This window comes from Pseudomonas moorei (assembly GCF_042846945.1).
In the GTDB taxonomy this organism is placed as follows: Bacteria; Pseudomonadota; Gammaproteobacteria; order Pseudomonadales; family Pseudomonadaceae; genus Aquipseudomonas; species Aquipseudomonas moorei.
On record NZ_AP035776.1, the window covers coordinates 249483 to 262084 of the forward strand.

Genomic DNA, 12602 nt, shown 5'->3' on the forward strand with positions numbered 1-12602 from the left:
CTTTGCGGGCTGCACATTCACGTGCCGGACAGCCGCGCTCATTAAGGTCACACAGATGGACATGCAATCCCGAATTCGCCAGCTTTTTCAGGCCAGTATCGACACCAAGCAACAGGCGATGGACGTACTTGCACCGCACATCGAGCAAGCCAGCCAGGTGATGGTCAACGCCCTGCTCAACGAAGGCAAAATGCTCTCCTGCGGCAATGGCGGCTCTGCTGGCGATGCCCAGCACTTCTCGTCCGAGCTGCTGAACCGCTTCGAGCGTGAGCGACCAAGCCTGCCAGCCATTGCGCTGACCACTGACAGCTCGACGATCACCTCAATCGCCAACGATTACAGCTACAACGAAATATTCTCCAAGCAGATCCGCGCCCTTGGTCAGCCGGGCGACGTGCTGCTGGCGATTTCCACCAGCGGCAACTCGGCAAACATTATTCAAGCGATCCAGGCCGCACATGATCGCGAAATGATTGTCGTAGCATTGACGGGTCGCGATGGCGGCGGCATGGCATCGCTGCTGCTACCCGAGGACGTGGAGATTCGCGTTCCGGCCAATGTCACCGCACGTATCCAGGAAGTCCACCTGCTGGCGATCCATTGCCTATGCGATCTGATCGACAGCCAACTGTTCGGGAGTGAAGAATGACCCCTAATCGCCTCGGCCTACTGGCCCTGACCCTGTGCCTCGGCATCAGCGGCTGCACCTCGGTGGTAAGTGCCAGCCGTGAAGCACCGATTGAAGATGACCGCGGCACCCGCACCTTCGGCAGCAAGATCGATGACTCCCTGATCGACACCAAGGTCGGTGTGAACATCGCCAAGGCCGATCCGGCCCTGGACAACGATTCCCATATCGTCGTCACCAGCTTCAACGGCGTGGTACTGCTTGCCGGACAAACCCCGCGCGCAGACCTCAAGGCCAAGGCCGAACAGGCCGCCGCCGCTGTTCAACGGGTGAAGACAGTCCACAACGAACTGCAGATTCTGCCACCCTCCGGCTTCCTTGCCCGCCAGAACGACACCTGGCTGACTTCCAAGATCAAGACTCAGATGCTTACTGACCCGAACATCCCCGGCTCACGTATCAAGGTCGTCACGGAAAATGGCATCGTCTACCTGCTGGGCCTGCTGACCAAACAGGAAGCCGCTCAGGCAACCAATCTGGTGCAAGGCGTTTCTGGTGTGCAGAAGATTGTGAAGCTGTTCGAGTACATCGATTAAGACCTGTGAGCCAGCCTGCTCGCGAAAAACGCCGGTGAATACGTTCATTCAGACAGCCCGCGTTATCGTTCACACCCATCGCGAGCAGGCTCGCTCCTACATCGTTTGAAGGCGGTGAAATAAAAAAAGGGTGATCCTTGCGGATCACCCTTTTTTTATTTCACTACCTTCAAACTTGGTCGGCCGCTAGGACGCGGCGGCTCGCTGTCGGGTGGCGGGAGGTCGTCATCCGGCTCGATCTCATCCTCGTCTTCCATAGGCGATTCCAGATCAAACACCATGCCCTGGCCGTTCTCCCGGGCGTAAATACCCAGGATCGATGCGATAGGCACGTATAGCGTGTGTGGCACGCCACCGAAGCGCCCCTCGAAACTGACCGCTTCGTTATCCATGTGCAAATGGCGCACGGCCTGCGGCGATACATTCAGGACAATTTGTCCATCACTGGCAAAACCCTGCGGCACCTGCACCGACGGATACTCGGAGTTGACCAGCATGTGCGGGGTGCAATCGTTATCCACAATCCACTCGTAGAGCGCGCGGACCAGATAAGGTCGACTGGAGTTCATAGCGGCTCCTTAAGCCTTAGCGCATATCGCGTTCGACACCAGACAGACTTGCCTGGAAAGCCTCACGCGCAAACTGGCGCTCCATGTAATCAAGCAGCGGCTTGGCTGGCCGCGGCAGTTCTATACCCAGAATCGGCAATCGCCAGAGTATTGGCAATAGGCAGCAATCCACCAGGCTTTGCTCCTCACTGAGGAAAAACGGCTTGTCGGCGAACAACGGCGACACGCCTGTCAGACTTTCGCGCAGCTCTTTACGCGCTACGGCTCGAGCTGCCTCTTTGGTCCGCGAATCCAGGATCAGATCCACCAGACCGCACCAGTCACGCTGAATACGATGAATCAACAAACGACTGTTGGCACGCGCCACCGGATAAACTGGCAGTAGTGGCGGGTGCGGGTAACGCTCATCCAGATATTCCATCACCACCGTTGATTCCCACAACGCCAGGTCACGATCGACCAGGGTGGGCAAGCTGCCATAAGGGTTCACTTCGATCAGTTTAGGCGGCTGACGGCCAGCTTCCACATAAATGATCTCGGCGCTTACACCCTTCTCTGCCAGTACGATTCGCACTCGGTGGGAATAGTGGTCGGCGGGGTCGGAGTAACAGGCCAACCGATTGGTCACGCCCATGGCGGTCCTCCTCGCTTGTAGAAATTATCGGAAGCGGAAAAACGAGCGCGCCCATAGGGCGTCTCCCGTAACGCCTGGATGACCAGGCTCGTTACACCTTCAGAGACGCCCTTGGGCGCGCGCGATTAACAGCAATTGCTTAAAGCTTTATCAGTGCACATCTTTCCAGTATTCGCGCTTGAGCAGGTATGCGAACACGAAGAAGAAAGCCAGGTACAGCAATACATACGTACCGATGCGCTGATGTTGCAGCTTAACCGGGTTAGCCGAGTAAGCCAGGAAGGTTACCAGATTCTTGACCTTCTCATCGAACTGCTCTTCGGTCAAAGCACCCGTTTTCGGCAGGATGGTCAGCTGATCGCACGCTTCATGTGTCAGCGGCGTACCGGTCAGCGGATCAAATTGCTTCTTGCCGTCTTCAACGATTTGAACCTGTTTGCAACCGACAACCTGACGGCCTTGCAGGCCGACCAGGACGTTAGGCATGCCGACATTCGGGAAGACCTTGTTGTTCACACCCCAAGGGCGCGCCGGATCTTCGTAGAACGACTTCAGGTAACCATAAAGCCAGTCAGTACCACGAACGCGTGCAACCAGCGTCAGATCGGGCGGCGCCGCACCGAACCAGGTCTTGGCGTCAGCAGGCTGCATGCCGATGCTCATGTGGTCGCCGATCTTGGCGCCTGTGAACACCAGCTTCTCGAGCATCAGCTCATGAGGTATGCCCAGGTCATCAGCGACACGCTCATAGCGCTGGAACTTGGCGCTGTGGCAACCCATGCAATAGTTGGCGAACGTACGCGCGCCGTCCTGCATGGCCGCTTTGTCGGAAACGTCGATATCGACTTTTTCCAGCTCTGGACCACCGTGTTCGGCCGCGAAGGACAGTACCGGCATAGCCGCAAGAATAAGTACAGCAAATAGCTTTTTCATCAGCCAGTCACCCTTTCCGGAACCGGTTTGGTCTTCTCGAGCCTGGTGTAGAACGGCATCAGAATGAAGTAGGCGAAGTACAGGATGGTACATACCTGCGACAGCAGCGTGCGCTCAGGGGTCGGAGCCAGAACGCCCAGCACACCCAGGATCACGAACGCGATGCAGAACACCCAGAGCCAGATTTTGCTCAGCCAGCCCTTGTAGCGCATCGACTTGACCGGACTACGGTCCAGCCACGGCAGGACGAACAGCACGGCGATGGCCGCACCCATTGCGATAACGCCGAAGAGCTTGTCCGGAACGGCGCGCAAGATGGCGTAGAACGGTGTGAAGTACCAGACCGGAGCGATGTGCTCGGGAGTCTTGAAGGCGTTTGCCACTTCAAAGTTCGGCTTCTCGAGGAAGTAGCCACCCATTTCCGGGAAGAAGAACACGATCGAACAGAAGATAAACAGGAACACCACCACGCCGACGATATCTTTCACGGTGTAGTACGGGTGGAAGGCAATACCGTCCAGCGGCACGCCGTTTTCGTCCTTGTGCTTCTTGATGTCCACGCCGTCCGGGTTGTTCGAACCGACTTCGTGCAATGCCAGAACGTGCAGCACCACCAGGCCGAGAATCACGATTGGCAAGGCAACCACGTGCAGGGCGAAGAAGCGGTTCAGGGTAATGCCGGAAATCAGGTAGTCACCGCGGATCCACTGGGTCAGGTCGTTACCGATGACCGGGATCGCACCGAACAGCGAGATGATCACCTGGGCACCCCAGTAGGACATCTGACCCCACGGCAGCAGGTAGCCCATGAAAGCCTCAGCCATCAGCGCCAGGTAAATCAGCATGCCGAAGACCCACACCAGCTCACGCGGTTTCTGATACGAACCGTAGAGCAAGCCACGGAACATGTGCAGATAGACCACGATAAAGAACGCCGAAGCACCGGTGGAGTGCAGCAGACGCAGGATCGAGCCGTACTCGACGTCGCGCATGATGTATTCGACGGAAGCAAACGCTTCTTCCGCCGACGGGGTGTAGCTCATGGTCAGCCAGACACCGGTAACGATCTGGTTGACCAGAACGAGCAGCGCCAGGGAACCAAAGAAGTAGAAGAAGTTGAAGTTCTTCGGGGCGTAGTACTTGCTGAGATGGTCTTCCCACATTTTGGTCGCGGGAAAGCGCGCATCAACCCAATCCATGAACTTGCTCATCACGCTTTCTCCGTATCGACGCCAACGACAATGATGTCATCGGTCTCATAGGAATGCGGGGGAACTGGCAGGTTCAAAGGCGCAGGTTGCGACTTGTAGACGCGGCCAGCCAGGTCGTAGTGGGAGCCGTGGCATGGGCAGAAATAGCCACCTACCCAATCTTTGCCAAGATCTGCGGGAGCGACTTCCGGACGGAAAGTCGGCGAGCAACCGAGGTGCGTGCAGATACCGATCAGCAGCAGAACCTCAGGTTTGATCGAACGGGTTTCCGGATCAACATAGGTTGGTTGAGTCGAGTTCTTGGAGGTAGGGTCAGACAACTGGCCCTCGATCTTCTTCAGATTCCCCAGGATTTCCTGCGTACGGCGGACGATGAACACCGGCTGGCCGCGCCACTCAGCAATCATCTGCTGGCCTGGCTCGATTTTGCTGACATTCACTTTCACCGGTGCACCTGCGGCTTTCGCCTTGGCACTGGGAAACCATGACCCCACGAACGGGACCGCAGCCCCCACCGCTCCTGCAGCACCCACCACGGATGTGGCTGCTACCAAGAAGCGACGCCGGCCTGCATTCACGCCGTCATTGCTCATTCAGTCCTCTCCCATCAGCTTTGTGGCCTGTTAAATCAGGCATCTACTAAGTAAATCTATGTACTTATAAAAATTTTGCCGAATGGTAATGAAAACCCCCAATTCTGACAAGGTAATTACCTGAGGGCACCACTCCCAAGCCTTGTAGTATAGGGGCTCTACGCGTGTGGCAAGTTGTCACAGCGCAATTCTTTGATAAATCGCACACATAAAAAAACGCCCAGCTCCGTGAGGAAACTGGGCGTTCTTTTTTGAACGTGGAAGCGAATTAACGCTTCGAGTACTGCGGACGCTTACGCGCTTTACGCAGACCAACTTTCTTACGTTCAACTTCACGTGCATCGCGGGTTACGAAGCCGGCTTTACGCAGAGCGCTGCGCAGAGTCTCGTCGTAATCCATCAGAGCGCGAGTGATGCCGTGGCGGATTGCGCCAGCTTGACCACTTACACCACCACCGATCACGGTGACGTAGATGTCGAACTTCTCGACAGTCTCAGTCAATTCCAGCGGCTGACGAACTACCATGCGGGCAGTTTCACGGCCGAAGAAATTATCCAGCGAACGGTTGTTGATGGAGATGTTACCAGTACCCGGACGCAGGAAAACGCGTGCGGTTGCGGTCTTGCGACGGCCAGTGCCGTAATTTTGAGTCGCCGACATAATGAACTATTCCGTTAAATCTTCAGTTCTTGGGGCTGCTGAGCAGTATGAGGGTGTGCAGCGCCCGCATAGACTTTCAGCTTACGGTACATGTCGCGACCCAGCGGGTTCTTAGGCAGCATGCCTTTGACCGCGGTCTCGATCACGCGCTCAGGGGCCTTGGCGATCAGCTTTTCAAAGTTGATCGACTTGATACCGCCCGGGAAACCGGAGTGGGAGTAGTACATTTTGTCAGTGGTTTTAGCACCGGTAACACGGATCTGCTCAGCGTTGATTACGACGATGTAGTCGCCGGTGTCAACGTGAGGAGTGTACTCAGGCTTGTGCTTGCCACGCAGACGGCTCGCGATTTCGGTGGCCAGACGACCCAGGGTCTGACCAGCAGCGTCGACGACAAACCAGTCGCGCTTTACTGTTTCCGGTTTAGCAGTAAAAGTTTTCATTCTTTATAGCCTCAGGGGCCGCCCTGTAAATTAGACGGCGGATCTTACTGAATAGTGCGTACTTTGACAAGTCAAAGGCAGCCGGATACAGACGCTTTCGGGGGCTCGGGTCGGCGCGTCCGTTCAACGGCAAGATTCTTCGGCGGCGGGGCATCACTTCCACTGCAGAAAGAGGTGCGCAATTATGCAGATTGCGAAAAATAATTCAACCTGCTTTTATGATTGTTTTGCCCAAGGAGCACCCGATGGACTATCGCCAGCTAGGCCGGACCAATCTAAACGTGAGTGCCATCTGCCTCGGAACCATGACCTGGGGCGAGCAAAACAGCGAAGCTGAAGCCTTCGCACAGATTGAACGGGCCAAGAGTGCCGGGATCAACTTCATCGACACCGCCGAGATGTACCCGGTGCCGCCCAAGGCCGAAACCTACGCCACCACCGAACGCTACATCGGCAATTATTTCAAAAGCCGCGGCGACCGTGCCGACTGGATCCTGGCCAGCAAGATCGCCGGTCCGGGCAATACCATCGACTACATCCGCGACAAGAACCTGCGGCACAATCGACAGCACATCACTGAAGCCGTGGACGCCAGCCTCAAGCGCCTGCAGACCGATTACATCGACCTGTACCAGTTGCACTGGCCGGAGCGCAGCACCAATTTCTTCGGTCAACTGGGGTACAAGCACAAGATCGAAGCCAATCTGACGCCCCTGGAAGACACCCTCGAAGCACTGGACGAGCAGGTCAAGGCCGGCAAGATCCGCCACATCGGCCTGTCCAACGAAACACCCTGGGGCACCATGCGCTTCCTCGCCCTGGCCGAAGCCCGTGGCTGGCCGCGCGCGGTATCGATCCAGAACCCCTACAACCTGCTCAATCGCAGTTTCGAGGTCGGCCTGGCGGAAATCGCCATTCGTGAACAGTGCGGCCTGCTCGCTTATTCACCGCTGGCGTTCGGGTTCCTGTCGGGCAAATACGAAGGGGGCGCGCGTCCACCAAAAGGTCGCCTGAGCCTATACAGCCGCTTCAGCCGCTACTTCAACCCACAGTCGGAAGCTGCCTGCAGCCGTTATGTGGCGCTGGCTCGCGAACACGGCCTGGACCCGGCGCAAATGGCCCTGGCGTTCGTGACGCAACAGCCGTTCGTGACCAGCAACATCATTGGCGCGACCACCCTGGAGCAACTGGAGAGCAACATTGCCAGCTTCGATCTGAAGCTGTCAGAGGAAGTGCTGGAAGGGATCGAAGCGATCCATAAGGATCACCCGAATCCTGCGCCTTGATTGACCTTTAGATCTCATCGCGGGCGATGCCACACTCCCACAGGAATCCTGGAGCCTGTGGGAGTGTGGCTGCCCGCGATGGCGTCTGGCCTGCCAACTCAGATCAAAGCGACCGGGCAATAATCTCCTTCATGATTTCATTGGTCCCGGCATAGATCCGCTGCACCCGCGCATCCGCCCACGCCCGGGCGATCGGGTATTCCCACATAAAGCCGTAACCACCATGCAACTGCACGCACTCGTCGAGGACCTTGCATTGCAGGTCGGTGCCCCAGTATTTGGCCATCGCGGCTGTTGGCACATCGAGCTTGCCTTGCAGATGCAATTCCAGGCAGCGATCCACAAAGACACGACCAATCTGAATTTCTGTCGCCATTTCCGCCAGTTTGAAGCGGGTATTCTGGAAGTCCGCAATCGCCTTGCCAAACGCCTTGCGTTCGCGGGTGTACTCCAGCGTCCATTGCAATGCAGCCTCGGCGGAAGCCAAGCCGCCGATGGCCACGGTGAGGCGCTCCTGGGGCAATTCCTGCATCAGGTAAGCAAAACCCATCCCGGCCTGGCCCAGCAGATTTTCCTTGGGCACCCGAACGTCCTGGAAAAATAGTTCGGACGTGTCCTGGGCTTTCATGCCGACCTTCTCCAGGCGCTTGCCCTTTTCAAAGCCTGGCGTATTGGCTTCCACCAAAAACAGGCTGGTGCCCTTCGCGCCGGCCTTGGGATCGGTCTTGGCAACGACAATCACCAAGTCAGCGAGAAAGCCATTGGTGATAAAAGTCTTCGAGCCGTTGATCACGTACTCGTCGCCATCCAGCACCGCAGTGGTCTTGACGCCCTGGAGGTCGGATCCGGCCCCTGGTTCGGTCATGGCGATGGCCGTAACCAGCTCCCCGGAGACCAGTTTCGGCAAGTATTTGTGCTTCAGCATCTCACTGCCGTAATGCAGGATGTACGGCGCCACGATGTCCGAATGCAGGGAAAAACCGATGCCGGTCAACCCCAGGCGCCCAACCTCCTCGATCACCACCGCACTGTAGAGAAAGTCTGCGCCCAACCCGCCGTACTCCTCCGGCAGATGCGAGCACAACATTCCCGCCTCCCCTGCTTTGTTCCAGAGTTGGCGGTCGATGTAGCCCTGCTTTTCCCATTGTCCGTGGAACGGCACCGCCTCTTTTTCAAGGAAGGTTCGTACACTGTCGCGAAAAAGTTCGTGCTCGGAACTGAACAGGGTTCTGGGAATCATGCGGCACCTTTCTGGGTATTTAGCAGGAATCAACCTTCAGAGACTAAGCCTCACTTCCGATACAGAACACTGGACACATCCGACAAAAAATAAGACGATCCAGCCGTCTGGTGACCACTTTCCCCTATAAAAATAAAGTTGAATTATGTCTAACCAAGCCTCCACGCCCCTGCGGCGCGTCAGCATCCTGGCCATCGACCGGGTTTTCGCTTCCACCCTCATGCAAGCCAAGGATTTCTTCCACCTCGCCAGCCTGCGCTACGGCAAACAGCTCGGCCACGGCCTGACTCCCGCGTTCGAAACACGCCTGGTCAGCCCCGACGGCCAGTCGGTCAACACATTCAGCGATGTGAAGATCCCGGTAGACGGTGGTCTGGAAAATGCCGACATCATTGTCATCCCCGCCTTCTGGGACGATTTCGATACCCTGAGCAAACGTTATCCACAGGTACTGCCCTGGCTGCGCCAGCAACACGCCCGCGGCGCGGTGCTTTGCGGCGAGGCCACCGGAGTGTTCTGGCTGGCCGAGGCCGGACTGCTCAATGGCAAGGAAGCAACCACCTACTGGCGCTTCTTCAACGCCTTCGCCGAACGCTTTCCACAGGTCCAGCTCAACCAGGACAAACACCTGACCGACGCCGACAACCTGTACTGCGCCGGCGGCACCACATCGGCGTGCGATCTCTATATCTATCTGATCGAGCGTTTCTGCGGCGCCAATGTCTCCCAGGCCGTGGCACGGGACATTCTTTATGAAGTCCAGCGCAGCTACTCACCGGGCCGCATCGGCTTCGGCGGGCAGAAGCTGCATCAAGACGTGATCATCCTGCAGATCCAGCATTGGCTCGAAGAACACTTTGCCGACAAGTTCCGCTTCGAAGACGTCGCCCGCGAACACGGCATGAGCATCCGCAACTTCATGCGCCGCTTCCAGACCGCCACCGGCGACAAGCCCCTGCACTACCTGCAACGCCTGCGCATCGAAACCGCCAAGGGCCTGCTGTCCGGCAGCCGCAAGAGCATCAAGACCATCAGCTATGAAGTCGGCTACGACGATGCGAGCTTTTTCGCCCGCCTGTTCCGCCAGCACACGGAGCTGTCGCCGAACCAGTATCGGCAGCAGTTTCAGCAGGCGGCTTAGGTCCAGGCTTCAACATAAATCCAATGTGGACGCGAGCTCGCTCCCACGGGGTTTGTGGCGAGTCTGAAGGCATAAAAAAGGGCCTGCATGTGCAGGCCCTTTTTGTTTTCCGAACCGTCCTACGGCTTGTGCGCGCGGGCCAGGAATTCGTGGGATTGCATTTCCAGCAGACGGCTGAGGGTACGCTGAAACTCAAAGTTCAGGCGACCGCCGGTGTAGAGATCCTTGAGCTCGACTTCGGCAGAAATGATCAGTTTCACGTTACGGTCGTAGAACTCGTCGACCATATTGATGAACCGTCGAGCGATGTCGTCGGTGGTGACGCTCATCTGTTCGACACCGCTAAGCAACACGGCGTGGAAGATCTTGCCCAGTTCGATGTAGTCGTTCTGGCTGCGCGGGCCGTCGCACAGTTCGCGGAAGTCGAACCAGGCCACGTCATCGCAGGTGCGCAGGGCACGGATCTCGCGGTTTTCGATCATCAGCACGTCGTTCTCGATCGCTGCCGTGCACTCTGGCGTCAGCGCACGGAAGCTTTTGCGCAGACTTTCGTGGGACGCTTCGTCGAGCGGAAAGTGGAAGAGCTCCGCTTGTTCGAGGTGACGCAGACGGTAATCGACACCGCTGTCGACGTTGACGATCTCGGTGTTCTGCTTGATCAGCGCAATGGCCGGCAGGAAACGCGCGCGCTGCAGGCCGTCCTTGTACAGACCGTCCGGCACGATGTTCGAGGTCGCGACCAGGGTCACGCCGTTCTTGAACAGTTCTTCCATCAAGGTGCCAAGGATCATGGCGTCAGTGATGTCGGAAACGAAGAACTCATCGAAGCAGATCACTCGGGCTTCGGTGGAAAAACGCTTGGCGATGATTGTGAGCGGGTTTTTCTCGCCGCCCAGGGTTTTCATCTCTTCGTGCACGCGCTTCATGAAGCGGTGGAAGTGAGTGCGGGACTTTTCCTTGAACGGCAGCGCTTCGAAGAAGGTGTCGACCAGGTAAGTCTTGCCGCGACCCACGCCGCCCCAGAAGTACAGGCCCTTGACCGGGGTCTGATCCTTCTTGCCAAACAGTTTGCCCAGCAGGCCCGGTTTGTTCTGCTCGGCCGCGACCAGATCGTCGTACAGGCGCTGCAAATGACGCACAGCCGTTTCCTGCGCAGCGTCATGGAAGAATTCCGGGCGTTTCAGATCAGCTTGATATCGTTCTAGGGGCGTCATAATTCGTTAGCAAGGCAACAAAAACGGGCCGTCACTGTAGCGATGGCCCGTGGGAATGGCAATCAGCCCTTGGTCGGGCCGTGCCGCTGATTATTCCTGAACAGGCGTCAGAGCGATCCGCAATGCTTCGATTGCAGCATCGCGCGCAGCGCTGTCAGCGAAGGCTGGGCTCTGGGCGACACACTCGCCTTCCAGCCAGACGCCGAAGCTCAGGTCTTCATTGCGCACGTCCAGTGGCTGGCCCGATTGCAGCTGCTTGGTCACCTGGCCAGCGGTTTTACCGTCAGCGAAATTGCGCGAGAGCAGCAACTGTTCGCCATCGGCCGCCAGCAGACGGAAGCGGAAACTGCCGTCGTCTTCGCGGAAGCTGACAAAGCGCGCGGCTTTCGCCGCTTTTTTCTTGGTGCTCGCCGCCACCTGGGTCTGGGCGACGAAAGAGCGCAGGCCAACCGCTTCACGCAGCTCATTGAGGAAAGGTGTCGCCACCGCACGGGCTTTTTTCGCGCCGTGTTGCAGGATGTCTTCCAGGTCTGCCGGGCGCTCGATCAATTGGTGATAGCGCTCGCGTGACTCGCCCAACTCATTGTCCAGCAACTGGAACAGGCGATTCTTCGCCTCGCCCCAACCCAGGCCCTGCAGCAGTTCGCTGCGGAACTCGTCGGATTGCGCCGGCGTGGCAAACGCCTGGAACAGGGTGAACAAGTGCGAATTGTCCGGATCTTTCGCTTCGCCCGGCGCACGGGAGTCGGTGACGATCCGCGAAATCGCGTCCTTCATCTCTTTGGCGCTGCTGAACAATGGAATGGTGTTGTCGTAGCTTTTCGACATCTTGCGACCGTCGAGGCCTGGCAGCGTGGCAACGCTTTCCTCGATCAATGCCTCGGGCATGGTGAAGAACTCTTTGCCCTGGCCGAACAGGTGGTTGAAGCGCTGACCGATATCCCGGGCCATTTCCACGTGTTGGATCTGGTCGCGACCGACCGGCACCTTATGCGCGTTGAACATCAGGATGTCCGCCGCCATCAGCACCGGGTAGCTGTACAGGCCCATGGTGATACCGGCGTCCGGGTCTTCGCCGGTCTCGATGTTCTTGTCCACCGAGGCCTTGTAAGCGTGGGCACGGTTGAGCAGGCCCTTGGCGGCGACGCAGGTCAGCAGCCAGGTCAGTTCAGGGATTTCCGGGATGTCGGACTGGCGATAGAAGGTCACGCGGTCCACATCCAGGCCACCGGCCAGCCAGGTCGCGGCGATTTCCAGACGCGAGCGCTGGATGCGCAGCGGGTCATCGCATTTGATCAGGGCGTGATAGTCCGCCAGGAAGTAGAACGAATCGGCATTGCTGTCACGGCTGGCAAGGATCGCCGGGCGAATGGCGCCGGCGTAGTTGCCCAGGTGCGGCGTGCCGGTGGTGGTGATGCCGGTGAGGATACGGGTACGAGTCGTCATGGGTAAT

At 57.7% G+C, this 12602-nt stretch carries 14 protein-coding genes; 4 read left to right on the forward strand and 10 right to left on the reverse strand.

Annotated features, from left to right (window positions below; translation table 11 throughout):
* Positions 1-55 precede the first annotated feature (55 nt).
* Entirely contained in the window at positions 56-649 is a 594-nt protein-coding gene (locus ACGJAX_RS01170) for a phosphoheptose isomerase (RefSeq protein ID WP_007904374.1), read from the forward strand.
* Positions 646-1224, forward strand: coding sequence for a BON domain-containing protein (locus ACGJAX_RS01175; RefSeq protein ID WP_090325050.1), 579 nt, complete (start codon positions 646-648; stop codon positions 1222-1224). The genes ACGJAX_RS01170 and ACGJAX_RS01175 overlap by 4 nt, the downstream gene beginning before the upstream one ends.
* Positions 1225-1379: 155 nt before the next feature.
* Here ACGJAX_RS01175 and ACGJAX_RS01180 read toward each other — a convergent pair whose 3' ends face one another.
* From ACGJAX_RS01180 to rplM, 7 genes are all read right to left on the reverse strand, one after another.
* Positions 1380-1793: a ClpXP protease specificity-enhancing factor gene (locus tag ACGJAX_RS01180; protein ID WP_090325051.1), complete on the reverse strand. Its 414-nt coding sequence runs from the start codon at positions 1791-1793 to the stop codon at positions 1380-1382.
* A gap of 16 nt (positions 1794-1809) precedes the next feature.
* Entirely contained in the window at positions 1810-2427 is a 618-nt protein-coding gene (locus ACGJAX_RS01185; protein WP_007972581.1) for a glutathione S-transferase N-terminal domain-containing protein, read from the reverse strand.
* Positions 2428-2577: 150 nt separating this feature from the next.
* Positions 2578-3360, reverse strand: a complete 783-nt coding sequence (locus ACGJAX_RS01190; RefSeq protein WP_090325053.1) for a cytochrome c1 — start codon at positions 3358-3360, stop codon at positions 2578-2580.
* Positions 3360-4571 carry a cytochrome bc complex cytochrome b subunit gene (locus ACGJAX_RS01195; RefSeq protein ID WP_247256348.1) on the reverse strand — a complete coding sequence of 404 codons (1212 nt, stop codon included), beginning with the start codon at positions 4569-4571 and terminating at the stop codon, positions 3360-3362. Before ACGJAX_RS01195 ends, ACGJAX_RS01190 begins: the two co-directional genes overlap by 1 nt.
* Positions 4571-5164 (reverse strand): ubiquinol-cytochrome c reductase iron-sulfur subunit, encoded by a 594-nt coding sequence (gene petA / locus ACGJAX_RS01200; RefSeq protein ID WP_034149537.1) that lies wholly within the window; start codon positions 5162-5164, stop codon positions 4571-4573. The genes ACGJAX_RS01195 and petA overlap by 1 nt, the downstream gene beginning before the upstream one ends.
* Before the next feature lie 268 nt (positions 5165-5432).
* Positions 5433-5825, reverse strand: a complete 393-nt coding sequence (gene rpsI, locus ACGJAX_RS01205; protein ID WP_003228056.1) for a 30S ribosomal protein S9 — start codon at positions 5823-5825, stop codon at positions 5433-5435.
* Between the two features lie 14 nt (positions 5826-5839).
* A complete protein-coding gene (rplM, locus tag ACGJAX_RS01210; RefSeq protein ID WP_003228062.1) occupies positions 5840-6268 on the reverse strand; it encodes a 50S ribosomal protein L13 in 429 nt (142 codons plus the stop codon).
* A 245-nt stretch (positions 6269-6513) separates the two neighbouring features.
* Here rplM and ACGJAX_RS01215 point away from each other — a divergent pair, with 245 nt between their 5' ends.
* Positions 6514-7554: an NADP(H)-dependent aldo-keto reductase gene (locus tag ACGJAX_RS01215; RefSeq protein WP_247256347.1), complete on the forward strand. Its 1041-nt coding sequence runs from the start codon at positions 6514-6516 to the stop codon at positions 7552-7554.
* A gap of 103 nt (positions 7555-7657) precedes the next feature.
* Here ACGJAX_RS01215 and ACGJAX_RS01220 read toward each other — a convergent pair whose 3' ends face one another.
* Positions 7658-8794, reverse strand: coding sequence for an acyl-CoA dehydrogenase family protein (locus ACGJAX_RS01220; RefSeq protein WP_047533029.1), 1137 nt, complete (start codon positions 8792-8794; stop codon positions 7658-7660).
* 220 nt (positions 8795-9014) lie between these two features.
* Here ACGJAX_RS01220 and ACGJAX_RS01225 point away from each other — a divergent pair, with 220 nt between their 5' ends.
* Positions 9015-9935: a GlxA family transcriptional regulator gene (locus ACGJAX_RS01225; protein WP_174552506.1), complete on the forward strand. Its 921-nt coding sequence runs from the start codon at positions 9015-9017 to the stop codon at positions 9933-9935.
* Between the two features lie 119 nt (positions 9936-10054).
* Here the strand turns inward: ACGJAX_RS01225 and zapE are convergent, their stop codons facing one another.
* Positions 10055-11149: a cell division protein ZapE gene (gene zapE / locus ACGJAX_RS01230; RefSeq protein WP_390957228.1), complete on the reverse strand. Its 1095-nt coding sequence runs from the start codon at positions 11147-11149 to the stop codon at positions 10055-10057.
* Between the two features lie 90 nt (positions 11150-11239).
* Positions 11240-12595 (reverse strand): tryptophan--tRNA ligase, encoded by a 1356-nt coding sequence (locus ACGJAX_RS01235; RefSeq protein ID WP_390957229.1) that lies wholly within the window; start codon positions 12593-12595, stop codon positions 11240-11242.
* Positions 12596-12602 lie beyond the last annotated feature (7 nt).

Excerpts from the sequence above, each read along its gene's own strand:
- ACGJAX_RS01170 (WP_007904374.1), top strand. The coding sequence starts at position 56 with ATGGACATGCAATCCCGAATTCGCCAGCTTTTTCAGGCCAGTATCGAC.
- ACGJAX_RS01175 (WP_090325050.1), top strand. The coding sequence starts at position 646 with ATGACCCCTAATCGCCTCGGCCTACTGGCCCTGACCCTGTGCCTCGGC.
- ACGJAX_RS01180 (WP_090325051.1), bottom strand. The coding sequence starts at position 1,793 with ATGAACTCCAGTCGACCTTATCTGGTCCGCGCGCTCTACGAGTGGATT.
- ACGJAX_RS01185 (WP_007972581.1), bottom strand. The coding sequence starts at position 2,427 with ATGGGCGTGACCAATCGGTTGGCCTGTTACTCCGACCCCGCCGACCAC.
- ACGJAX_RS01190 (WP_090325053.1), bottom strand. The coding sequence starts at position 3,360 with ATGAAAAAGCTATTTGCTGTACTTATTCTTGCGGCTATGCCGGTACTG.
- ACGJAX_RS01195 (WP_247256348.1), bottom strand. The coding sequence starts at position 4,571 with ATGAGCAAGTTCATGGATTGGGTTGATGCGCGCTTTCCCGCGACCAAA.
- petA (WP_034149537.1), bottom strand. The coding sequence starts at position 5,164 with ATGAGCAATGACGGCGTGAATGCAGGCCGGCGTCGCTTCTTGGTAGCA.
- rpsI (WP_003228056.1), bottom strand. The coding sequence starts at position 5,825 with ATGTCGGCGACTCAAAATTACGGCACTGGCCGTCGCAAGACCGCAACC.
- rplM (WP_003228062.1), bottom strand. The coding sequence starts at position 6,268 with ATGAAAACTTTTACTGCTAAACCGGAAACAGTAAAGCGCGACTGGTTT.
- ACGJAX_RS01215 (WP_247256347.1), top strand. The coding sequence starts at position 6,514 with ATGGACTATCGCCAGCTAGGCCGGACCAATCTAAACGTGAGTGCCATC.
- ACGJAX_RS01220 (WP_047533029.1), bottom strand. The coding sequence starts at position 8,794 with ATGATTCCCAGAACCCTGTTCAGTTCCGAGCACGAACTTTTTCGCGAC.
- ACGJAX_RS01225 (WP_174552506.1), top strand. The coding sequence starts at position 9,015 with ATGCAAGCCAAGGATTTCTTCCACCTCGCCAGCCTGCGCTACGGCAAA.
- zapE (WP_390957228.1), bottom strand. The coding sequence starts at position 11,149 with ATGACGCCCCTAGAACGATATCAAGCTGATCTGAAACGCCCGGAATTC.
- ACGJAX_RS01235 (WP_390957229.1), bottom strand. The coding sequence starts at position 12,595 with ATGACGACTCGTACCCGTATCCTCACCGGCATCACCACCACCGGCACG.